28 protein-coding genes are annotated in these 23,079 nt (G+C 39.1%); 27 read left to right on the top strand and 1 reads right to left on the bottom strand.

Going from position 1 to position 23,079, the window contains the following annotated elements:
• Positions 1-487 precede the first annotated feature (487 nt).
• Entirely contained in the window at positions 488-694 is a 207-nt protein-coding gene (locus F580_RS0103540; RefSeq protein WP_019026315.1) for a hypothetical protein, read from the bottom strand.
• A gap of 173 nt (positions 695-867) precedes the next feature.
• Here F580_RS0103540 and F580_RS0103535 point away from each other — a divergent pair, with 173 nt between their 5' ends.
• The 27 genes from F580_RS0103535 to nqrF all read left to right on the top strand — a co-directional run bounded on the left by F580_RS0103535 (position 868) and on the right by nqrF (position 22,975).
• Positions 868-1,749: an ABC transporter ATP-binding protein gene (locus F580_RS0103535; RefSeq protein ID WP_019026314.1), complete on the top strand. Its 882-nt coding sequence runs from the start codon at positions 868-870 to the stop codon at positions 1,747-1,749.
• A gap of 84 nt (positions 1,750-1,833) precedes the next feature.
• On the top strand, positions 1,834-2,865 hold the full coding sequence (locus F580_RS0103530) for an ABC transporter permease (RefSeq protein ID WP_019026313.1): 1,032 nt from the start codon (positions 1,834-1,836) through the stop codon (positions 2,863-2,865).
• 241 nt (positions 2,866-3,106) lie between these two features.
• Positions 3,107-4,225: a beta-ketoacyl-ACP synthase III gene (locus F580_RS0103525; protein WP_019026312.1), complete on the top strand. Its 1,119-nt coding sequence runs from the start codon at positions 3,107-3,109 to the stop codon at positions 4,223-4,225.
• 18 nt (positions 4,226-4,243) lie between these two features.
• On the top strand, positions 4,244-4,894 hold the full coding sequence (locus F580_RS0103520; protein ID WP_019026311.1) for a hypothetical protein: 651 nt from the start codon (positions 4,244-4,246) through the stop codon (positions 4,892-4,894).
• A 66-nt stretch (positions 4,895-4,960) separates the two neighbouring features.
• Positions 4,961-5,278, top strand: coding sequence for a cell division protein FtsB (gene ftsB, locus F580_RS0103515; protein WP_019026310.1), 318 nt, complete (start codon positions 4,961-4,963; stop codon positions 5,276-5,278).
• Positions 5,279-5,284: 6 nt separating this feature from the next.
• Positions 5,285-5,998 (top strand): 2-C-methyl-D-erythritol 4-phosphate cytidylyltransferase, encoded by a 714-nt coding sequence (ispD, locus tag F580_RS0103510; RefSeq protein ID WP_019026309.1) that lies wholly within the window; start codon positions 5,285-5,287, stop codon positions 5,996-5,998.
• A 16-nt stretch (positions 5,999-6,014) separates the two neighbouring features.
• Positions 6,015-6,527, top strand: coding sequence for a 2-C-methyl-D-erythritol 2,4-cyclodiphosphate synthase (gene ispF / locus F580_RS0103505; RefSeq protein WP_019026308.1), 513 nt, complete (start codon positions 6,015-6,017; stop codon positions 6,525-6,527).
• Between the two features lie 50 nt (positions 6,528-6,577).
• Positions 6,578-7,678, top strand: a complete 1,101-nt coding sequence (gene truD / locus F580_RS0103500) for a tRNA pseudouridine(13) synthase TruD (protein ID WP_019026307.1) — start codon at positions 6,578-6,580, stop codon at positions 7,676-7,678.
• Between the two features lie 19 nt (positions 7,679-7,697).
• Positions 7,698-8,453 carry a 5'/3'-nucleotidase SurE gene (gene surE / locus F580_RS0103495; RefSeq protein ID WP_026301224.1) on the top strand — a complete coding sequence of 252 codons (756 nt, stop codon included), beginning with the start codon at positions 7,698-7,700 and terminating at the stop codon, positions 8,451-8,453.
• Positions 8,454-8,472: 19 nt separating this feature from the next.
• Entirely contained in the window at positions 8,473-9,123 is a 651-nt protein-coding gene (locus F580_RS0103490) for a protein-L-isoaspartate(D-aspartate) O-methyltransferase (protein WP_019026305.1), read from the top strand.
• On the top strand, positions 9,123-9,701 hold the full coding sequence (locus F580_RS0103485; protein WP_019026304.1) for a YqaA family protein: 579 nt from the start codon (positions 9,123-9,125) through the stop codon (positions 9,699-9,701). Before F580_RS0103490 ends, F580_RS0103485 begins: the two co-directional genes overlap by 1 nt.
• A gap of 55 nt (positions 9,702-9,756) precedes the next feature.
• Positions 9,757-10,626 carry a peptidoglycan DD-metalloendopeptidase family protein gene (locus F580_RS0103480; RefSeq protein ID WP_245560584.1) on the top strand — a complete coding sequence of 290 codons (870 nt, stop codon included), beginning with the start codon at positions 9,757-9,759 and terminating at the stop codon, positions 10,624-10,626.
• A gap of 96 nt (positions 10,627-10,722) precedes the next feature.
• On the top strand, positions 10,723-11,613 hold the full coding sequence (rpoS, locus tag F580_RS0103475) for an RNA polymerase sigma factor RpoS (protein WP_019026302.1): 891 nt from the start codon (positions 10,723-10,725) through the stop codon (positions 11,611-11,613).
• Between the two features lie 229 nt (positions 11,614-11,842).
• On the top strand, positions 11,843-12,091 hold the full coding sequence (locus tag F580_RS0103470) for a two-component regulator propeller domain-containing protein (protein WP_019026301.1): 249 nt from the start codon (positions 11,843-11,845) through the stop codon (positions 12,089-12,091).
• A gap of 12 nt (positions 12,092-12,103) precedes the next feature.
• Complete coding sequence (locus F580_RS27275) at positions 12,104-12,319, top strand: two-component regulator propeller domain-containing protein (protein WP_019026300.1); 216 nt, start codon at positions 12,104-12,106, stop codon at positions 12,317-12,319.
• Entirely contained in the window at positions 12,312-12,764 is a 453-nt protein-coding gene (locus F580_RS0103460; protein WP_019026299.1) for a two-component regulator propeller domain-containing protein, read from the top strand. The genes F580_RS27275 and F580_RS0103460 overlap by 8 nt, the downstream gene beginning before the upstream one ends.
• Positions 12,765-12,833: 69 nt before the next feature.
• Entirely contained in the window at positions 12,834-13,130 is a 297-nt protein-coding gene (locus F580_RS27270) for a two-component regulator propeller domain-containing protein (RefSeq protein ID WP_019026298.1), read from the top strand.
• 84 nt (positions 13,131-13,214) lie between these two features.
• The gene (locus tag F580_RS0103450; RefSeq protein ID WP_019026297.1) at positions 13,215-13,619 is read left to right on the top strand and encodes a hypothetical protein; all 405 of its coding nucleotides are present in this window, start codon (positions 13,215-13,217) and stop codon (positions 13,617-13,619) included.
• A gap of 231 nt (positions 13,620-13,850) precedes the next feature.
• Positions 13,851-14,216 (top strand): GntR family transcriptional regulator, encoded by a 366-nt coding sequence (locus tag F580_RS0103445; protein WP_019026296.1) that lies wholly within the window; start codon positions 13,851-13,853, stop codon positions 14,214-14,216.
• Between the two features lie 38 nt (positions 14,217-14,254).
• Positions 14,255-15,121: an ABC transporter ATP-binding protein gene (locus tag F580_RS0103440; RefSeq protein ID WP_019026295.1), complete on the top strand. Its 867-nt coding sequence runs from the start codon at positions 14,255-14,257 to the stop codon at positions 15,119-15,121.
• Complete coding sequence (locus F580_RS0103435) at positions 15,121-16,479, top strand: hypothetical protein (RefSeq protein ID WP_019026294.1); 1,359 nt, start codon at positions 15,121-15,123, stop codon at positions 16,477-16,479. The genes F580_RS0103440 and F580_RS0103435 overlap by 1 nt, the downstream gene beginning before the upstream one ends.
• Before the next feature lie 546 nt (positions 16,480-17,025).
• Positions 17,026-18,363 (top strand): Na(+)-translocating NADH-quinone reductase subunit A, encoded by a 1,338-nt coding sequence (locus F580_RS0103430; RefSeq protein ID WP_019026293.1) that lies wholly within the window; start codon positions 17,026-17,028, stop codon positions 18,361-18,363.
• Between the two features lie 2 nt (positions 18,364-18,365).
• Entirely contained in the window at positions 18,366-19,577 is a 1,212-nt protein-coding gene (locus F580_RS0103425; RefSeq protein WP_019026292.1) for an NADH:ubiquinone reductase (Na(+)-transporting) subunit B, read from the top strand.
• Positions 19,570-20,382, top strand: coding sequence for a Na(+)-translocating NADH-quinone reductase subunit C (locus F580_RS0103420; protein WP_019026291.1), 813 nt, complete (start codon positions 19,570-19,572; stop codon positions 20,380-20,382). The genes F580_RS0103425 and F580_RS0103420 overlap by 8 nt, the downstream gene beginning before the upstream one ends.
• Positions 20,382-21,005, top strand: a complete 624-nt coding sequence (locus F580_RS0103415) for an NADH:ubiquinone reductase (Na(+)-transporting) subunit D (RefSeq protein WP_019026290.1) — start codon at positions 20,382-20,384, stop codon at positions 21,003-21,005. The genes F580_RS0103420 and F580_RS0103415 overlap by 1 nt, the downstream gene beginning before the upstream one ends.
• Before the next feature lie 4 nt (positions 21,006-21,009).
• A complete protein-coding gene (gene nqrE, locus F580_RS0103410; RefSeq protein ID WP_019026289.1) occupies positions 21,010-21,633 on the top strand; it encodes an NADH:ubiquinone reductase (Na(+)-transporting) subunit E in 624 nt (207 codons plus the stop codon).
• A gap of 118 nt (positions 21,634-21,751) precedes the next feature.
• Positions 21,752-22,975, top strand: a complete 1,224-nt coding sequence (nqrF, locus tag F580_RS0103405) for an NADH:ubiquinone reductase (Na(+)-transporting) subunit F (protein ID WP_019026288.1) — start codon at positions 21,752-21,754, stop codon at positions 22,973-22,975.
• Positions 22,976-23,079 lie beyond the last annotated feature (104 nt).

Below are 23,079 nucleotides of genomic sequence, written 5' to 3'. Positions count from 1 at the left end.
AGCAACTTATTCAAATAGAAGCTGATAGTTTGTGCTAAGCCGGACTTGGATTGTTCTTATAAGTGGTTAGCAACATAACTAATACCAAGTCCATTAAGTTAGTTCCCACTCAGAGCTTGCCAGCGTTTTGAGAACAAATAGAATTTTTTTGCATATAGTCACTCTATATTAAAGGAATTCTGTGCGGTTATCGAATCGCTGGAAAGCTCCCGGAGGGCGAGTACCTAATAAAAGGTAAAGCCTTATATGCTGCGTTATTGTTTTTGATAAGGACGCTACATGGATGGTGTTCTTAGAGAATGCAGACGGTACAGGAAGTTCCATATTAGATAATGCAGGAGCATATTATCCTGAGCTTATTCTCCTGAATAACCATTATCTGCAATCAATGCCTTGCCTCTAAGCCTTTTAACTCTCGCTGAGTGGGAAGAAATTTATTGGAATTGGTATCACCACTTATCCATATAAGTGAACTCTTTTGATGCGGTTAGGCACATAATTTTTTATCTCCATCACTACCATCAATATAGGTGCTATTAGCAAGTAAATTATGCCAAATGACCGCTTTAGCATTTGCATTTAAACACTTACAGTCACCACAATGAAGTAAACCTGAATTGAGTAAACAAGTAAGTAAATTACTTGAGATCTCTACCTGTACTTTGTCGGCATTGTTAACGGTTATAAAAGCCATCTCACCCCCCTCATGTTTTTCTTAAGCATAAACAAAGAAACTCAATAACACAAATGATAATCATTACCATTAGTTGATTTTAGTAACGTTAGTAAAACTAAATGTGATTTAATTTTACTAAACGCCTTGAGTAGTACAGTATGAATAGACATCGACCAACAAGGAGCGAGTTAATGAGCGCAGCGGTTAGCGTGCAGTCACTGTGCAAGCAGTATAAAGATATTTGCGCGGTTGATAAGGTGAGCTTTGAGGTTGAGCAAGGCCATTGCTTTGGTTTGCTCGGTCCAAATGGCGCAGGTAAAACGACCACCATAGAAATTATGGAGGGTATTATCAGTGCCACTTCGGGACAGGTGCTTTATCAAGGTCAGCCCGTTGATGCTCAAATGTCTCAACAGATTGGTATTCAGTTCCAAAATACCGCCTTACAAGACTTTTTAACCGTTAAAGAAACCCTTAATTTATTCGCCTCTTTTTATGAAAATACCCTATCACAAGATCAATTGATTGAATTGTGTGATTTAAATGAATTTTTAGATCGAGATAACCGTTTGCTATCAGGTGGACAGAGGCAACGCTTGTTACTGGCCTTAGCCTTGATAAATGATCCTAAAATCATCTTCCTTGATGAGCCAACGACTGGCCTAGACCCCCATGCGAGACGAAATTTTTGGCAATTAATTACCAACATCAAAGCACAAAATAAAACCATTATCTTAACGACTCACTATATGGATGAAGCAGAGAAATTATGTGATGATATTGTCATTATGGATAAAGGTAAAATAATTGCAGCGGGCACACCACAGCATTTATTAGCGAAACATTTTGACGATGTTTATATCTATCTGCCCCAGGCACAGGTGCCTAGTGAGCTAGTAACAGAGCAGGGTTGGCATAAATTAGCTGATCGAATCGAGATCACCAGCAAAAATGTGGAACAAACACTATCGCTATTGATGAAACAGGGGGTTTCTCTTGATGGCTTACATGTAAAATCCGCGAACCTTGATGATTTATTTTTAAAACTTACCGGTCACTCTCTTCAGACTTAGGTTTATAAGCTCAGGTCTATAGGCATAGGTCCGTAGGTCTAGTTTTAAAGGCATAGCTTAACGCTATATATAGTAGGAATTAATATGAATTTCAAACGTTTTATTGCCGTTTTTAAAGCGCGTAATATTGAGTTTTTTCGCGATAAGTCATCCCTTGGCTGGAATTTATTTTTCCCCGTTTTACTTTTGGTCGGTTTTTCATTTATTTTTTCTGGTGAGGGCCGTTCAGCCTATAAAATAGGTTTACTTGCTGGTCAAGAGCACAGCGAAAGTCAGGCGCAAGTAACGCTCAAGAAAATACGTTTTATTGACTTTATCGACTATAGCGACCTCGAACTCGCTAAAGAAAAACTTAGCCGTCATAGCCTCGATTTGGTTGTGGATTATAGTACTGAGCGTTATTGGGTCAATGAAGAGTCATCAAAAAGTTATTTAGCCGAAAAAATATTCCTCGGTCAACCACTAGCTCAACCATCAGATTTTACTCGTTTACAAAGTAGTGGTCAGAGTATTCGTTATGTAGATTGGGTACTTCCAGGGATTTTAGGTATGAATATGATGTTTAGTTGCCTATTTGGTGTCGGCTATGTCATTGTCCGCTACCGAAAAAACTCGGTACTTAAACGCTTAAAAGCAACACCATTATCAGCTTTTGAATTTGTTTCAGCGCAATTATTATCACGCTTATTTATAGTGATGTTTATGTCTACGGTCGTTTATAGTGGCTGTAATCTCTTTTTCGACTTCTTCATGCTAGGAAGCTATATCGATTTATTTATCATTGGAGCACTAGGGGCATTTTGTTTAATTAGTCTCGGCTTATTAGTCGCAAGTCGCAGTAAAAGTGAGGAGCTTATTGGTGGTTTATTGAATTTAACATCTTGGCCTATGATGATGCTCTCAGGCGTTTGGTTCAGTTTAGAAGGGGCGCCTGAGGCGCTGAAAATTTTTGCTAACTTTATGCCTCTTACCCATTTAGTTGCGGGCGCTAGAGCGGTTATAACAGAGGGGGCCTCACTGAGTGATATTAGTTTTCATATTAATGCTTTGTTGGTGATGAGTAGCTTATTTTTACTGTTGGGGGCTTACCTGTTTAGTTGGAATACCGAGCGTTAAGCGCTTAGCCCTTTATCGTGCTGATTGGTTAGCAGATCTCTTTTGGAATAAAGAATTTTAATGGGAGTATTGTGGTGTAGTATTAGTATTATAAACAAGTAAGTAGGGTAAGGTGTTGGAGAACTTTACTGCTTTACTGAGTTTGTGGTAATCACATGGTCATACCAGTATACTTGCTGTTAAATAGGTAGTTGCAACTATAACTACCAGTGTTTTATCCCTTTTTATTGAGAGACCTAATATGGCTGTTGTGATTAGCGGAACGGGTTTGTATACTCCTTCGCAGAGCATCTCAAATGATGAATTAGTACACTGTTTTAATCAATACGTCGAAAAATTTAATGCCACTCACGCGCAAGAAATTAGTGCGGGTAAAGTGACAGCATTATCTCCCTCAGATAGTGCTTTTATTGAAAAAGCTTCAGGTATCAAAAGCCGCTATGTCATGGCGAAAGATGATATTCTAAATGTTGATGTTATGACGCCCCGTTTTAAGGAGCGTGATAATGAACAACTTTCTATGCAGGCAGAAATAGGCGTTGCGGCAGCTAAAGAAGCCATGAAAGCCGCCAATAAAACCCCTGCAGATATTGACCTTGTTATTGTTGCCTGTGCATATACTCAGCGCTCTTATCCTGCTATTGCTATTGAAATACAACATGCTCTTGGTTGTGGTGGTTGGGGTTTTGATATGCTGGTCGCTTGCTCGGCAGCAACTTTTGGGATTATCAATGCCGCCAATGCTATTCGCAGTGGCACAGCAAAAACAGTGTTGGTGATCAACCCTGAAATATTATCACCACAAATTAATTACCGTGATCGTGACAGTCATTTTATTTTTGGCGACGTAGCTACCGCTTCTATTATCGAGGATGAGAGTACAGCCAATGGTGAGCATGTTTTTAAAATCATCAGTGAGCAACCCATTACCCAATTTTCTAATAATATACGCAGTAATATTGGTTATATGAATAAATGTAGCCCAGACAATGTTGATGACGTTGATAAACTTTTTATCCAACAAGGGCGAAAAGTTTTTAAAGAAGTATTGCCTATGGTCTCTAATTTAATTACTAGCGAAATGGCAAAAATGGGTCTGGGTGCTGACGATATTAAGCGCTTATATTTACATCAAGCCAATATAAATATGAATAATTTCATTGCTAAAAAAGTGCTGGGAAGAGAGCCTAAGAGCAGTGAAGCCCCTATTATATTAGATGAGTATGCCAATACTAGCTCAGCCGGCTGTATCATTGCTTTACATAAAAATAAGCAAAACTTGGTCGCCGGTGATAAAAGCGTATTATGCTCTTTTGGTGCTGGTTACTCCGCTTGTTGTTTAATACTGGAATACCTATAACGAGTTAATCTTGCGCCTATGACACAGTCTAGCTTATGGCAAACACATACTGAAGCAGGGGACTTTGCTGAATTATGTAATGCTCTTTATCAACGTGAAATTAACCTTATTGCTAAAGGTAATTTCACCCGTGTTGAGGCTGTGCAGGCGCGCTTGAAAAGCGTGTCTTATTATATTAATAGAACTGCCCATGCTATGACGCAAGTTATGGCACAAGGGGCATCGCCGCTGCAGTTAGATAATCAGAATGCTAGTTGGTCAACAAAACAAAGCAGTAAATTACCGTTAACGGGGCAGGAAACACAACTAGAGCTGGAACGTGCTTTTTCATGGTACTTGCAGGGTAATATTGATGTCGGTTTAGTTGTACCGGTATTATTGGCTGATCACATCATTATTGATTGTATTGATCGTATAGATTTAGAAAAACAGAGATTGCGCACTAATGTCGGTGGTTGGTTTTCATTAAACGCTAATGAATTTACCAACAAGCAACCAGGATTAAATAAACGCTTACTTAAGCCAAATAAAAGGATCATGGCATCAGCTTGTGCGGGTCATTCATGGCAAGGTAATAGCAAGCAACTCCCCATAGTCCCTAGCTTGCGAGAGCTATTACTATCTTGTTCAATTAATTGGCAAAACTTCAAAAAGCCTTTGGCTATTTAACTCTGCCTTTACTTAGGTATAATAACCGCAATATCCTCTGCATTTTTGTTCTTTATTTAGGTTACTATGCGCGTATTTACAGCTATTTTGCTAATATTTTTAGTGTTACTACAATACCGACTTTGGTTTGGTAAAAATAGTGTGCCTGATTATCTAATCTTGCAAGAAAATGTTGTACGCCAACTCAATGCGAATGAAAAACTGCAACAACGTAATAAATTACTCTATGCAGATACCGATGATTTAAAATTAGGGCTTGAAGCCATAGAAGAGCGGGCTCGAAATGAGCTAGGTATGATTAAAGAAGGTGAAACTTTTTTTCGTCTGATTCCAAAAGAGAATAGTGCTGGTTTTAATAGTTATCGCAATGACAACCAAGGTTAGTTTTTAATGACATTTACACAAAAATTTATTGTTATTGTACCGGCTGCGGGTGTGGGTAAAAGAATGCAAGCCAATTGCCCGAAACAATACTTACGTATTAATAATGAAAGTATTCTGCACCATACTGTGATGAGGTTGTTAAGCCACCCTTTGATTACTCGCGTTATTTTAGCGTTAGGTGAGCACGATCAGTATTTTAGTGAATCTAGCTTAGCTCAACATAAAGATATTATTCGGGTAAAAGGAGGCGCTGAACGGGTAGATTCTGTATTGAGTGGCCTAAAGGCAGTTGATGTACAAGCATACCCTTGGGTTTTAGTGCATGATGCAGCCCGGCCCTGTGTGACACATCAAGATATCGATAGACTCATAAGCCAATGCCTAGAAAATGACTGTGGTGGTATTTTAGCGACACCCGTTCGAGATACCATGAAACGTGGTGTGGCTAAAAAAGCGGGTAATAACGTTATTAAAAATACTGTTGATAGAGAGCAATTATGGCATGCCTTGACCCCGCAACTCTATAAAACCTCAGAGCTAACTAATGCTATCGAATCGGCAATCGAACACGGGGGCAGCATTACCGATGAAGCGTCTGCCATTGAATATGCCGGCCTTGAAAGTTTACTGGTATCGGCAAGTTGTGAAAATATTAAGATTACTCACCCGGATGATTTGGCATTAGCTGAGTTTTACCTAAATAAACAATCGACTCGCTAGATAAAAGGACGATAAAATGCGTATAGGTCATGGTTTTGATGTACATAAGTTTGGCGGCCAAGGGCCTATCGTTCTTGGTGGGGTTAAAATCCCTTTTGAGCAGGGCTTTATCGCCCATTCAGACGGTGATGTTGCTATTCATGCACTGTGTGATGCCATTTTAGGTGCGCTTTGTTTAGCGGATATTGGTAATCACTTCCCTGACACCGATGGCCAATATGAAAATATTTCGAGCCGAATTTTATTGCGTCATGTGGTTTCACTCATGATTGAAAAAGGGTTTGAAATTGGTAATACCGATATCACTATTGTTGCCCAAGCCCCCAAAATGGCGCCACATTTATTAGCGATGCGAGCTTGTTTAAGTGAAGATTTACAAACAAGTATGGAACAAGTAAACGTCAAAGCCACGACCACTGAAAAATTGGGTTATACCGGACGAAAAGAAGGTATCTCGGTACATGCAGTCGTTCTGTTAATGGCAATAGAACAACCACTTCCGCCAATGGAAGAAATTCAAAACATTTAGTTTTTACTCGCTCAAACGGGCTCACCACAGCATTAGAAGAAGATGAATATATGTTAACAGAACAAGCTTATTTACACGGAAAACCAGAGTCCAGCGGTTCATTACGTAGCCAGATAACCGACTTTAAAGTTTTTGAGCAATTACCCTTTTTGCCTTGTGGTGAAGGTGAGCATTTATTCGTCCATATTAGAAAAACAGGCGCTAATACCTTGTTTGTCGCTCGAGAGCTAGCTAAGTATTTCGAAGTAAAAGAGCAGCTAGTATCGTACGCAGGTTTAAAAGATCGCTTTGCTGTTACAGAACAGTGGTTTGGTGTGCATGTTCCGGGGAAACAGGAATATAACTTAGCTGATTTGAATATCGAAGGCGTAGAGGTTTTATCATATAAACGACATAATAAAAAATTACGCACTGGCGCATTAACGGGTAATCGATTTGATATTATCTTACGTGATGTCACGGCTATTAAAGCATTGACAGAACGCTGGCAAAAGATAGTTGAGCATGGCGTTCCTAATTATTTTGGCGAACAACGTTTTGGCATTGGTGGCGGCAATATAGAGCGAGCCTTAGCTTTATTCTCTGGTCAAAAGGTTAAAGATAAGAAAAAACGCGGTATGTATCTATCAGCAGCGCGTTCTCATATTTTTAATGCAGTCATCAATGAGCGTATTAAGCAGCAGTGTTTTGATAAGGTCGCAGTAGGGGATGTATTGATGCTAGCTGGCACACAATCGGTCTTTCATCTTGATGAAATCGATAGCCTTATTAAGCAGCGTTTTATTGATAAAGATATTGATATTACTGCGCCAATGTGGGGTGCAGGTGAGTTAATGACTAGCAATGAACCGCTTCTGCTCGAGCAGAAAATAGCCGAAGAGCATGACGCGTTTTGCCAAGGGCTGCCTCGCTTTGGCTTGAAGCAGGAACGACGCCGCATTCGCTTAACTATCAGTGATACCAATATTGAGTTATTGCCAGATCAAACCGAAAGTAACACCGTAAAAGTGAGTTTTTTTCTACCCGCAGGCAGTTATGCAACAACCATTTTACGTGAACTGTTAACTTACCGAGATATGACCACCCGTATTGATAAAAGGCAAACAAGCGCTAGTTTAGCCCCAATAGCGCCAGTTACAAGTAATGGATAAGCATATTTCACCCGATAAAATGAAGATATTATTAAGTAACGACGACGGTGTACACGCCTTAGGCATCAAAATACTTTTTGATGAACTGAATAAGCACTTTACCGTCAATGTCGTAGCGCCAGATAGAAACTGTAGCGGTGCTAGTAACTCTTTAACATTACTCAATCCGTTGCGAACCCAGCAGTTAGATAATGGTTTTACCTCGGTTAATGGCACACCGACCGATTCAGTGCATTTAGGACTTAGTCAGCTTTATACCGATTGTGATTTAGTGGTTGCGGGTATTAATAAAGGCGCTAACTTAGGTGATGATACCTTATATTCAGGCACTGTCGCGGCGGCAACTGAAGGTCGTCATATGGGCATGCCCGCTATAGCGGTATCTTTAGCGGGTAAAAACGAGCAGCACTATCAAACGGCTGCCGTGGTGACTGCAAAAATTATCCAACGTTTACGAACCCATCCATTACCCGCAGATCAAATTTTAAATATCAATGTGCCCAATATTCCTTTAGCAGAGCTAAAAGGAATAAAAGTAACGCGTTTGGGTCATCGCCACAAAGCGGAAAGCATGCAAAAAATGCAAGACCCATGGCAGCGTGATATTTATTGGTATGGCTTGTTAGGTCAGGAGTTAGATGGCGGCGAGGGTACAGACTTCCATGCTGTTGCCAATGGCTATGCTTCGGTAACACCGTTGACTGTCGATATGACTGCTCATCGAAGTATTGAAAATATTAAATGCTGGCTCAGTGAGCTCAACTTATCAGATTAAATCGAGATGTATTTTTATGATGTCTAATCGTATAGCTGGAAAATCAAAACGCAGTGGAGAATTATTAGCGCAAAAACTGCAAAGTGAAGGCATAAGTAATCCTGATGTATTACAAGCAATTGCTCAGTCTCCTCGGCATATTTTTGTCCCAGAAATTCTGGCACATAAAGCCTATGACAATACCGCACTACCTATTGGCCAAGGGCAAACTATTTCACAGCCCTACATCGTAGCTAGGATGTCTGAATTATTACTTTCAGCAGGTAGGCCTAAAAATATATTAGAAATAGGGACTGGCTCTGGTTACCAAACCTCAATTTTGGCGCAACTGACGGATAAAGTTTACTCTGTGGAGCGTATTAAGGCGTTTCAATGGCAAGCAAAGCGTTGCTTGCGTTCGATGGATTTGCACAACGTGGCGATGAAGCATGGCGATGGATGGCAAGGTTGGCAAAGTAAAGGGCCTTTTGAGGCTATTATTGTTACTGCTGCACCCGTTAGTGTACCCCCTGCTTTATTAGCGCAGCTTGCTGATGGTGGACGCTTAATTATTCCAGTAGGTGACAAAACTCAAATTTTAAAAATTATCACTCGTCACGGAGATGATTTTAATGAACAACAAATAGAAGCAGTACGCTTTGTACCTTTAGTACCCGGAGATTTATTGTAGTGAAAATATTTTCTAGCCTTTATCAATGGACTTTACGCTGGGCTGAACATCAGTTTGCGCCACGTTTTTTGGCGGTCTTAACCTTTGCTGAGTCCATATTTTTTCCTATTCCACCTGATGTGTTACTCGCACCTATGGTATTGGCTAAGCCACAAAAAGCGTGGTATTACGCGAGTTTAACTACTATCGCTTCTATTTTAGGTGGTGCAGTTGGTTATTGGCTTGGCTATATGATGTTTGAACCGTGGATTCAGCCTATTATTACTGAATTTGGTTATCAAGATAGATTTAACATCGCAATTAATTGGTTTAATGATTGGGGCGTTTGGGTGGTCTTTATTGCTGGCTTCTCGCCAATACCTTATAAGTTATTCACGGTCAGTGCTGGCTTTTTACATATGGCATTTTTACCGTTTTTTATTGCCTCAGCTATAGGCCGAGGTATGCGCTTCTTCCTTGTGGCCGGCCTGATAAAATGGGGTGGTAGTGCTATGGAACAAAAGATTCGTCAATGGGTTGATGTGTTAGGCTGGGGTTTTGTTGGTGTTATTGTTGTTGGCTATTTTGCCTTACGTTAAGTGAATTACAATGCTTCTTATGTTTATAAATAGTTACCTTTCGCAAAGAGAAGCAGTGAGAAGAGTTCCTTTGAGTTTTATTCATATTGCAAAATACACATTTGCTTACTTTTTATTCGGTACTGTACTTTTCTCTTGTAGCAGTAGGAATAGTCCTGCACCGGTATCAAGTATAAGTGTGTTAGGTGAGCGAAATAAAGATAGCATTAATTCTCCTCAATACACGGTAAAGAAAGGGGAGACTCTTTTTTCTATTGCTTGGCGTTCGAATAATGATGTTAGGAAAATAGCGCAACTCAATAAAATCTCATCACCTTATGTAATCCATCCAGGACAAAAATTACTTTTAGTTGCTCCGAAGAGTAAAAAATCACCGCAAGCAAGTAAGAACAAGCTTGTGCATAAAAAACCGACTAAAAACTCTACTCACAATACTAAAAACGATATAAAAAATACACTTGCATCTACTAAAAAGCAGGCGTATGGTGAAAATGTAAACACTCGAAAATCATACGGAAAATCCACATTGGCAACGGAAAGTTTTTCACAGAAAATTAGCCAGTGGCAGTGGCCTGTTAAAGGGAAAGTGGTTGAGTACTTTTCGAGTCGCGTACAAGGTAATAAAGGCATTGATATTACCGGTCGTCGAGGGACAAAAATTAAATCTTCGGCGAAGGGAAAGGTTGTTTACGCAGGTAATGCTCTTCGGGGCTATGGTAAACTCATTATCATAAAGCATAATGATGACTACCTCAGCGCCTATGCTCATAACGATCATATTCTTGTTAAAGAGCAACAGTTCATAAACGCCGGTGATGTTATAGCGACTATGGGAGACACGGATGCTAATAAAGTTATGTTGCATTTTGAAGTACGTTTTCGAGGTAAGTCGGTTGACCCTTTAAAATATTTACCTAAACAATAATAACAATAAATAATAAACCTAAGATAAAACTAAAAAATCGGAGTTACCGTGAATATTTAAATATTAAAATAAGCTTTGCAAATTTGGGAGAATGGCATGGTCACATTACAAAAAGAAGAAAATGCAGTCGAATCAAAGGAAGACGCACCGTCAAATTTAGACGCTACGCAGATTTATTTAAGCGAGATAGGCTTTTCGCCATTATTAACCGCTGAAGAAGAAGTATATTTCTCACGCCTGTCCCTAAAAGGGGATGAAACGTCACGAAAACGCATGATAGAGAGTAATCTCCGTTTAGTGGTGAAGATAGCCAGGCGTTATAATAATCGAGGCTTACCGCTGTTAGATCTAATTGAAGAAGGTAATTTAGGTTTAATTAGAGCTGTTGAAAAATTCGATCCAGAGCGTGGCTTTCGCTTCTCAACATACGCGACTTGGTGGATACGTCAAACCATTGAACGGGCAATAATGAATCAAACCCGTACTATTCGACTGCCTATTCATGTAGTCAAAGAGCTTAATATATATTTACGCGCTTCACGTGAATTAATTCAAAAACTTGATCACGAACCCACCGCCGAAGATATAGCCATACACCTTGATAGACCCGTCGCTGATGTCAATAAAATGTTGCGATTAAATGAACGCATTGCTTCTGTCGATACACCCTTTGCAGGAGATTCAGATAAAGCTTTACTTGATGTTATCGCAGATGAAAAAAGTTCCGGTCCAGAAAGAGACTTACAATCACAGGACATGAGTAATAATATTATCCATTGGTTGAATGAGCTTAATACTAAGCAAAGAGAAGTATTAGCAAGACGATTTGGCTTACTTGGCTATGAAGCCGCTACCCTAGAAGATGTCGGCTGTGAAATTGGTTTAACGCGAGAGCGTGTTCGTCAAATTCAGGTGGAAGCATTAAAACGACTACGTGATATTTTATCACAGCAAAATTTATCAATTGAAGCCATTTTTCAGGCTTAACAAGGCGAGTTGTTAACTCGTACAACTTTATGTAGCTAGGCATAGACCTACTGGTAAAATGTAAAGCAGCAATATTTTGCTGCTTTTTTATGTCTAATACCCATTCCAATAAATTTCTTCCCCCTTTTTGCTATTTGATTATTAGTGATATTGCAATAATACCGCCCTTATACTTTACTTAATTAATGTCGTCCAAAAAGTGCTTAATTAAGGGTGAGAATTTAGCCTAATGTTAGTTAAAAATTTCCTTGTCCACTCGCTGCTTTTGCTACTTACCCTGTGGCAACCTGCACAGGCTAGCTTTCCCGATAAAATGTCAATACCTAGCGAATATCATGTTCAAAGTCCTCTGGGGGCGTTACAAATTGAGAACTTAGCCATATATACTATGTTTCAAGATCACCAAGGCTTCATTTGGTTGGGTACGTCTGGCGGAGTCTTACGTTATGATGGTTACGAGTTTAAGAGTACTAATTAAGATTTAGAGCAATTGGAGGTTTGGTCCATTATTCAGGACAATAATAAAAACTTATGGTTTGGGTCACGAAATAAAGGCCTAGTAAAGCTGGCGAATATCAATCAAAAAATCAGGTTATTTCAATATGAAAAAGATAATCAGCATAGCTTAAGTCATAATAATATTCGTAAGTTATTACTTTCTAAACAGGGGGAGCTCTATATTGCCACATCAGGGGGGCTTGAATAAGTTTAATGCCCTTCAAAATAACTTCCAACGAATACCACTTGATAATAGCGATAACGCTTCTTCGTTGTACTTACGTGACTTGGTAGAAGGAAATGAAGATGAATTATGGATTGCCACGAGAGATAATGGTGTTATCAAGTTAAATGAGCGAAGCCAGCAAGTAACTTCTTATAAAAATAGCGCGACAAATAACAACACACTATCAAGTAATGTCATTCAGTCATTATTGTTTGATGAAAATAATCAAAAGCTATGGATTGGTACTTGGGGCGGAGGCTTAAACTCACTTGATATTACCAACAATAAGTTCAAGCGATTTTACCAGGACAGTGGTGCACAGCAAAAAAATGGGCCGCAGACCATAGTCTCTATAATGAAAAATCAGCAAAGTACTTTTTGGTTAGGAACACTTAATGGCGTAGCCTATTTCGATTTTTCTACCTAAAAATTTCACTACCTGAAGGACGAATACCCGGAATTTTCAACATTAGGGTATGCCGCTTATTCTGCTTTGATGAGTGATCAACATGGCAGTATTTGGTTAGGCAGCAGGCGGGGTAAATTACATTTTCTTGCTTTAGATGATCATAACTTCCATCTAAAGGATCTTACACAATACTTTCCCAGTAGCATACATGAAAAGTCTATATCGTCGATTTTAATCGATAATTCTGGTGATATTTGGCTAGGCACTGAAACAAGTGGTGTGATTCATCTCAATGATAGGATGGGATTAATCCGACACTTTCAGCATAAAAAAGGTCAGTTTAATTCATTGTCTGACAATGCAATAACCACTATAAAACAATAAAGTAATGGCAATATTTGGATTGGCACCAAAAATGGTGGTCTGAATAAACTACAGCCTGAAACGAATGACTTTATTGCTTTTAGCTTGCTTGATAAAAGTGGCCTAAGAGGAGCAAGTGATTATATCAGTGAAATACTTGAATATGACGATAAGTTATTGATTGGTAGTGCTAGTGGCTTGTATGAATTTAATATACAAAAAAATGAAATAAAGCATATTACATTCACTGAAAAGTCAGAGATAAAATCGAGTCATGGCTCTGTGGATACTATGTTTATTGATAGCTATTTAAGGTTGTGGTTGTCGACTACTGAAGGGCTGTACTTAAAAAATATAAATAAGCCCTTTGAGTTAGTCTATAGCTTTAACGAACAGTCTGATGATAGTAGCATTCGTTTCTCCACAGTGGCAAATATAGCTGGGCAGGAATCTCAGCGGGAGATCATTTTGATCTCAGTAATTTTGACCGTATTGGTAACTTTAATTTGATTGATAGCGTAAAGAGTGGAGAAATAGTACTGGTTAGTAAACTTCCTCAGAAACAAGAGCATACAACTTGATGTGCAATTATCCTCTTGGCTTTAATTGATATTTAGTTGTGTTTTTATGCGTTTATAACAACGGTAATGCCATTTTAACTATTCATAATAAATAAAAGCATTGAAAATATCGTATCAGTGTATTATTGTATTGATACACTAGAATTTGAGCTGCTATCTCATGGAACAATTTATTATCTCTGCCAGTTCAGGCATCCCTATTTACAAACAACTATATAGCCAAGTGGAGCGAATGGTGCTCAATGGCTATTTTCCCGTCGGACAACAATTACCTTCAGTTAGACAAGTGGCTAGTGACTTAGATGTTAACCCCATGACGGTCTCTAAGGCCTATGGTTTATTAGAGGAACGCGGTTATTTAACGCGACTTCGTGGGAAAGGCATGATTGTTAATCAGCGTGACGAGGAGACTTTACAACAAGATAAGTTAAGCATAATAGAGGTCATGATTGGTGAGTTACTGTCTCAAGCTCACCATATGGGCATAAGTCAGCAAGAAATTATCCAAATAATTAATCGAAAGTAGTTAAATAACTGAGCACTAACGCAACCAAGGAATAGGGTATGACCACTATTATTAATATTGAAAACTTAACGAAATCATATAAAAAACAACAAGTTTTAACTGGCGTTAACTGGAAAATACAGCAAGGAGATGTAGTCGGTTTGTTAGGGAAGAATGGCGCGGGTAAATCAACGTTATTAAAAAGCTTATTAAATATGAATGAAGTGGACAGTGGCACAATCACTATTTTTGGAGAGCCGCATAAGCAACTAACAACGCAGAGCAAAGCCCTTATTGGTTACGTGCCACAAGAAAATGATGAAATATCTTGGTTGTCTGTCAGGGATCTAATCAATTTTAGAAAGCAGTTTTATCCTACTTGGTCAGACGAAAAGGTAACAGATCTCATTGGCAGATGGGAAATTGACATAACTAAGAAAATGGCAGAATTATCACCAGGCCAAGTTCAGCGTGTGCTTATTATTTTAGCACTGGCGCCAATGCCGAAGTTATTGATTTTTGATGAGCCAGCCGCAGCCTTAGACCCTGCTGGGCGAAGAGATTTCCTAAAAGAAATTTTAACTTTAGTCAGTGATGAGGATATCACGGTGATATTTTCAACCCATATTACTTCAGATCTTGAACGTATTGCCAATAAAGTCGCTATTTTAGATAAAGGCCAGATTTGTTACTTCAATGACCTAGATGCTACCAAAGAAAATGTTGTGCAATTAACCGTGCATTGTAAGGAAGAGCAAAATATAACCATACCTAACTTGCTTCGTGGCAGTAAATTCGCAAAAGGACAATATGGCATTGTCTCTAAACTTGATAAAGCATGGTTAACACAGATGCAAAATCAAGCAGTAGAAGTAACCATTAACCCGATGGGTCTGGAAGATATTTTCTTGGAGTTAACAGCATAATGACTGCTATTTTATTACACGGTTGGTTAGCGAAAGTATTCATCGTCTTATTATGGAGCCTAGCCCTAGTGTTCCGCCTTACCATGAATGATGATACTCGAGAAGACATACTATTCACTTTAATTACTTTTAGTAACTTCTTGTTTTATCTCATGGTAGCAACTCGATTACCGCTATTAACGCACAGTAAAATGTCTATTCTGTTGCCTGATTTTTCACATAAATTAAAGCAGAACCTACAAGTACTATTTATTATCAGCTTATTACCGACGTTACTAATCTTACCGGATGTCGTGACATGGTTGGCATTTATTTCAATATCAATGTTGGCGACATTCGTTTTTGTTGCGATGATTTATCAGCCCAAATATCAGATTTTTATTTGGCTCTTTATATTAATACCATTACTGCTAGCGCTATTTGATATCCCCTTTAATAAAGGTAAACTTTTTTACGCTTTAGCATGGTTATTGCCTTTGATTGGTGGTTGGGGATATTTATTATTGAATAAATTGGTTAATTACCGCGGTAACCAACACCATGTTAGTAAAATTTTAGCGATGATGAATGTCAGTATGGGACAAACACTCGCAGTACAAGAGAGTATTCCTTTTAATGAAAGAACAAAAGTATCTCAGTGGTGGGCAAACAGTAATTTTGATTATTACCGGAAATTGATTAATAAGCAGGGTAAGGCAACAGCACTATCAAATCGACAGTTAATAGCGATAAGTTGTCAAAGTGTCAACTCATTTGGCTTAAATGCTTATATTTTGTGGTCTGTAGGAATAGCACTTATTTGTATTTTAGGGCTAGTAATCGATGAAAGCTATCGCCAATTTTTTACCCCCTTGGTGACCCTTATTCCCGTAATGATAATAGGTACAGGAAGCATAACGTTATTTCAAATTGTTCAAAATAAGAAAAGCTACTTAGCACGGCTTGCCATATTGCCCCGCTTTAGCTCTGAAAAGGTTTTTTCACGGGCTTTACTAGCTTATGTCATCTCTAATCAAGTGCTATTGTACGGCTTTATAGCGGTATTGTTGGCTGTGACCGCTAAGGTTTTCGGCCATATGAATTTTAAAGTTTATATTAATTTAATATCGATTTTATTGGTCTTTTGTCTGCTCACAATATCAATAATGTTAATGGCTTGGAGAGCAGAAAAAGATCACAGTAATATTGTGGTGTGGATAATGCTCATAGCATTTATCGGTACTATTATTTTTGCTACCCATATGGCATCTAGCAATATGACACCGCTAGTTTTTAATGGCGTATTTCAAGCTCTGCTAGCGGTAAGCGTGTTGATGATCAGTATTAATAGTTACCGTTATTTAAAAAAATCCTCTTAACGCGACGTAAGTACTAATACCGTAATTAATGTTTATATGGCTCATCAGTAGATTATGCCGGCTTAAAGCAGGCATAATCTACTCTAATTTCCTACCTAGTATCCCCACAAAAACCCCAATTTAAGCGCTGTTTTACTTGGACAAAATAAAAGTCCCAATAGATGCCACAAGTAGGCTTTGTTAGCTTTCAAAGCGATAAATACCCTTTAATGTTAATAGCTAGGTTAAATTATCTGCTAAAGCTAGGCAAAAAGCATATTAATAGACTAAATTGTAATGAAAAATGTTGAATGCCCGTAGAATAAAAAGGCCATTTTATGGTACTATCGCGCCAGAAAATTTTAACTTAGAGCCAGTGGGTATTTTTCTTTAGTGGCAACGCTAAAATTAATTCTTCACTGAAATACACTGAAATTGGTGACTTTAATTTTATCTAATTGATATTTAGGTGTTTATTCCATTCTGTATGGTTTGAAAACTGCGATATTCATTAGATAAACTAACGAACTGATTTTTATACTCCCATCAAAAGTAGTGCAAGTGTTTATGATTACAATAAAAAAAGGCTTGGATGTTCCTGTAAAAGGCATTCCCGAGCAGGTAATCCATGATGGTCCGTCCATCAAAACCGTTGCAACACTCGGTGAAGAGTTTGTGGGTATGCGTCCAACCATGTTTGTTAAAGTGGGTGATCGCGTTAAAAAAGGTCAAGCGATTTTTGAAGATAAAAAAAATCCTGGCGTTAAATTCACAGCTCAAGCTGCCGGTGTTGTTAAAGAAATTAACCGTGGTGAAAAACGTGTTTTACAATCAGTTGTTATCGATATAGATGGCTCTGATCAAGAAACGTTTACCGCTTATCCAGCAACTGAATTTGCTTCTCTAGCACGCGAAGACGTTGTTAAGAACCTAGTTGATTCAGGTTTATGGACAGCATTTAGAACTCGCCCATTCAGCAAAGTACCTGCGATTGATAGTGCACCTGCTGCGATTTTTGTTAGCGCCATGGATACCAATCCACTAGCTGCAAATCCAGAAGTCATCATTAATGAACAAAGTGAAGCATTTAAAAATGGTTTAACTATTTTATCTCGCTTAACTGACGGTGAAGTTTTTGTTAGCAAGGCTCCTGGGGCAAATATCCCAGTAGATGACAATGCAACAGTAACTGAGTTTGCTGGTAAGCACCCTGCAGGTCTTGTAGGTACGCATATTCACTTCTTGAAATCAGCAAGCGCCGACAGATTTGTTTGGCACGTTGGTTATCAAGACGTTATCGCCGTTGCCAAGTTATTTACCACCGGTGAACTTGACAATAACCGTGTTATTTCACTTGCCGGCCCAGCTGCTACTAACCCACGTTTAGTACGTACGGTTCTAGGTGCTAGCACTGCTGAATTATCAGCAGGTGAAACTATTGATGGTGAGTTGCGTGTTGTTTCGGGCTCATTATTAATGGGTTCAACGGCAACAGCTGTTCACGGTTACTTAGGTCGTTATAACGTACAAATATCTTTAATTCTTGAAGGTCGAGAAAAAGAGTTTATTGGTTATATGTACCCAGGCTCTAATAAATTCTCAGTAACACGCGCTTATTTATCGCATTTCTTCCCGAGTAAGTTATTTAACATGACCACTACCACTAACGGTAGTTCACGTGCCATGGTACCTATTGGTAACTTTGAACGTGTTATGCCATTAGATATTTTACCTACCTTGTTTTTACGCGATATTTGCTCTGGTGATACCGATGGCGCGCAACAATTAGGTGCCTTAGAGCTAGACGAAGAAGATTTAGCACTGTGTACATTTGTTTGTCCAGGCAAAACAGATTACGGTGTAATTCTTCGTGATTGCCTAACCACAATCGAAAAGGAAGGTTAGTCATGGGCTTGAAAAAGTTTATTGAAGACATTGAACCGCATTTTGAAAAAGGCGGCAAACATGAGAAATGGTTTGCACTTTATGAAGCTGTAGCTACCGGTTTGTTCACACCAGGTTATGTGAACAAAGGTAAAACGCATCTTCGTGACAGCATCGACTTAAAACGTATCATGATCACAGTATGGCTTGCGGTTTTCCCTGCTATGTTCTTTGGTATGTATAACATTGGTTATCAAGCTGTTGACGCATTAGCGGCAGGTTATGCTTTACCACAATCTTGGCAGGTTGATTTATTTACCTTGCTTGGTGGTACACTAACGGCCAGTTCTGATACGTTTAGCATGATGCTTTATGGTGCTTGTTTCTTTCTACCTATCTACGCGGTAACGTTTGCTGTAGGTGGTTTCTGGGAAGTTCTTTTTGCTGCAGTGCGTAAACATGAAGTCAATGAAGGTTTCTTCGTTTCTTCTATTTTATTCGCCCTTATCTTGCCAGCGAGTATTCCATTATGGCAAGTAGCCATTGGTATTACTTTTGGTATCGTTATCGCTAAAGAAATCTTTGGTGGTACAGGTAAAAACTTCTTAAACCCTGCCTTAGCCGGTCGTGCATTCTTGTTCTTTGCTTATCCTGCTCAAATATCAGGTGATGCAGTTTGGGTTGCTGTTGACGGCTTCTCAGGCGCTACTATGTTAAGTGCATTTAATGCTGGTACGGCGGGCATGGTTGATTACACCATGAATGCAGATTGGTGGAATGCTTTCTGGGGCTTTATTCCAGGCTCTGTCGGTGAAGTATCAACATTTGCTATTTTATTAGGTGGTGCTTACATCCTATATAAAGGCATTGCTTCATGGCGCATCGTCTTAGGTGTGTTTGGCGGTATGGTACTTACCTCGTTGTTATTCAATGTTATTGGTAGTGAGACTAATGCTATGTTTGCTATGCCTTGGCATTGGCACTTAGTTATTGGTGGTTTTGCTTTTGGTATGATGTTTATGGCAACCGACCCAGTGTCTGCTTCGTTTACCAATACAGGTAAATACTGGTTTGGCGCTTTAGTTGGCGTGATGGTGGTATTGGTTCGTGTTGTTAACCCGGCATTCCCAGAAGGTATGATGTTAGCTATTTTATTCGCTAACTTGTTCGCACCATTGTTTGACTACTTTGTAGTACAAGGCAATATCAAACGGAGGCTTGCACGCAATGTCTAATACTAAAAAAACGGAAACGGTTGCCGGAACGCTGATCTTTGTTTTAATTATTTGTTTAGTATGTGCTGCTCTGGTATCAGTGGCGGCAGTGGGCTTGAAACCATTACAAACGGCTAACAAATTGCTCGACAAACAAACTAAAATTCTTGAAGCCTCTAATTTATTAGCTGTCGCTTTAAAACCGGAAAACATAAAAGTTGCTGGTAGCGAAGATAAAAGTATCGTAAGTACTTACGAAAAATATGTTGTTGCTAAAATGATTGACCTTGATTCAGGGGCAATTATTGAGGGTGATGTTAATGCTTTTGATGAACGTAGTGCTGCACGTGATGTGACTCAAAGCATAAAACCTAAAAATGATATGGCGGGTATTAACCGTCGTGCTAATAGCGCGGTTGTTTACTTAGTTAAAAACGAACAAGGTCAATTAAATACTATTGTCTTACCTATCTTAGGCATGGGCTTATGGGATTTAATGTATGGTTTTGTTGGCTTAGAAGCTGATTTAAATACCGTTAGCAGCGTAGTTTACTCTGAACTTAAGGAAACCCCTGGATTAGGCGCTGAAGTGCTTAACCCGAGATGGAAAGCCTTATGGCCAGGTAAAAAAATGTTTAACGAGCAAGGTGATATCGCCATTAAAATCGTTAAAGGTGGCGCTAAAAAAGGTGACATTCACGGTGTTGATGCTCTATCTGGTGCGACATTAACCAGTAATGGCGTTGAGCATACTTTACACTTTTGGTTAGGTGATGAGGGCTATGGTCCTTTCATCAGCAAATTTAAAGATGGAGGGCTTGATTAATGTCTTCAGATACTAAAAAAGTCCTCTTTGGACCTGTTGTCGATAACAACCCAATTGCTTTACAAGTATTAGGGGTTTGTTCTGCGCTTGCTGTTACTAGTTCAATGGAAAATGCGCTAGTAATGTCATTGGCGGTAATGTTAGTTACGGCTTTCTCTAACTTGTTTATTTCGATTATTCGTAAGCAAATACCATCAAGTGTGCGGATTATTGTGCAAATGGCAATTATTGCCTCACTAGTAATCGTGGTTGACCAAGTTTTGAAAGCTTTCTCGTATCAATTATCGAAAGAGTTATCAGTATTTATTGGTCTGATCATCACTAACTGTATTGTTATGGGTCGTGCTGAAGCTTTTGCAATGAAAGAAAAGCCAGGTGTGAGTTTCTTAGACGGTATAGGTAATGGTTTAGGTTACGGCGCAGTATTAATGGTTGTTGCTTTTTTCCGTGAATTATTCGGTTTTGGTACTCTGTTCGGTGTTGAGATATTTAAGTTAACGCAAAACGGTGGCTGGTATCAAGGTAACGGCTTATTGGTTTTACCATTTAGTTCATTCTTCATTATTGGTTTAATCATCTGGGCAATTCGCCAGTGGAAACCTGAACAAGTAGAGAAGGATTAAACCTATGGAACATTATTTAAGTATTTTTATTAAAACCATCTTCATTGAGAATATGGCGCTAAGTTTCTTCTTAGGTATGTGTACATTCTTAGCAGTGTCTAAGAAAGTAAGTACAGCCATTGGCTTAGGTGTTGCAGTGGTAGTGGTCTTAGGTTTAGCAGTTCCTGCTAACCAAGTTATCTACCAAGCTATTTTAGCGCCTGGAGCACTTGATAGCCTAATGGGCATTACGGATCCGAAAGAATCAATTGACCTTAGCTTCCTGTCATTTATCACATTTATCGGGGTAATTGCTGCCTTAGTACAAATTTTGGAAATGATTTTAGATAAATATTTCCCTGCTTTGTATCAGGCACTTGGCATATTCCTACCTTTAATTACTGTTAACTGTGCCATTTTTGGTGCGGTATCCTTTATGGTTGCGAAAAACCTTACCTTTGGCGAAAGTGTTGTTTACGGCATTGGCTCAGGTGTAGGTTGGATGTTAGCAATCGTATTAATGGCTGGTTTGCGTGAAAAGATGAAATACTCTGATGTGCCAGACGGATTAAAAGGTTTAGGTATTACGTTTATTACTGCTGGATTAATGGCCTTTGGCTTCTTGTCTTTCGGTGGTATTTCCCTGTAACGGTTTATCTCACGCATTATGGCTGCCATTACTATGTTGGCAGCGATACTACGCAACCTAATTTTGTTACTCGTTAATAATTAGGTTAGAGGTTTTAAAAAAATTAAAGGAAAAGTCGATGGAAATTATTCTCGGCATATCAATGTTTACCGCGATAGTATTAGCTTTGGTTGTAGTGATTTTATTCGCTAAATCAAAGTTGGTTTCTTCAGGTGACGTTGTAATAAGTATAAATGGCGACCCATCTAAGTCTGTAACAACGGCTGCTGGTGGTAAATTATTAGGCGCATTAGCTGACCAAGGAATTTTTATTCCTTCAGCATGTGGCGGCGGTGGCACTTGTGGTCAATGTCGTGTTGACGTGCATTCAGGTGGTGGTGATATATTACCAACCGAAGAAGGCCATATTACTAAACGCCAAGCCAAAACTGGCTGTCGTTTAGCCTGTCAAGTTGCGGTTAAGCAAGACATGGTTATTGAAGTTGAAGATGAAATCTTCGGCGTGCAAAAGTGGGAATGTGAAGTTATCTCTAATGATAACCAAGCAACCTTCATCAAAGAATTAATATTAAAAATTCCTGATGGCGAATCAGTACCGTTTAAAGCAGGTGGTTACATTCAAATTGAAGCCCCAGCCCATCATGTTAAATATAAAGATTTTGACATTGATGAACAGTACCGAGGCGATTGGCAACACTTTGGCTTCTTTGATGTTGAATCAAAAGTTGATGAAGAAACTTTACGTGCTTATTCAATGGCAAGTTACCCAGAAGAAGAAGGCATTATTATGCTGAACGTGCGTATTGCTACGCCGCCTCCTGGACGCTTACATTTACCAGCGGGTAAAATGTCTTCGTACATCTTCAGCCTTAAAGCTGGTGATAAAGTCACTATTTCAGGTCCTTTTGGTGAGTTCTTCGCTAAAGAAACTGATAATGAAATGGTCTTTATTGGTGGTGGTGCTGGTATGGCGCCGATGCGTTCTCATATCTTTGACCAACTTAAGCGCCTTAAGTCTAAGCGTAAAATAAGTTTCTGGTATGGTGCACGCTCTAAACGTGAAATGTTCTATGAAGATGATTATAACGGCCTAGCGGCTGAAAATGACAACTTTGTCTGGCATGTTGCCTTGTCTGATCCGCAACCAGGTGATAACTGGGATGGCATGACTGGTTTTATTCATAATGTACTTTTTGAAAATTACCTGAAAGATCATGAAGCGCCAGAAGATTGTGAGTACTACATGTGTGGTCCTCCAATGATGAATGCTGCTGTTATCGGTATGCTTAAAGATTTAGGCGTAGAAGACGAAAATATCATGCTAGATGACTTCGGCGGCTAATCGTTTATTTTAACTTGCCTATCGCCTTAATTTTGTCGTCGGCTGTGCTCATTGACTACCGTCAACTCCGCGCAGCCTTCTCGAACTAAAGGCAATATTCAGCG

The organism is Colwellia piezophila ATCC BAA-637, from assembly GCF_000378625.1.
In the GTDB taxonomy this organism is placed as follows: Bacteria; Pseudomonadota; Gammaproteobacteria; order Enterobacterales; family Alteromonadaceae; genus Colwellia; species Colwellia piezophila.
This window is presented reverse-complemented; position numbering and strand designations above follow the sequence as displayed.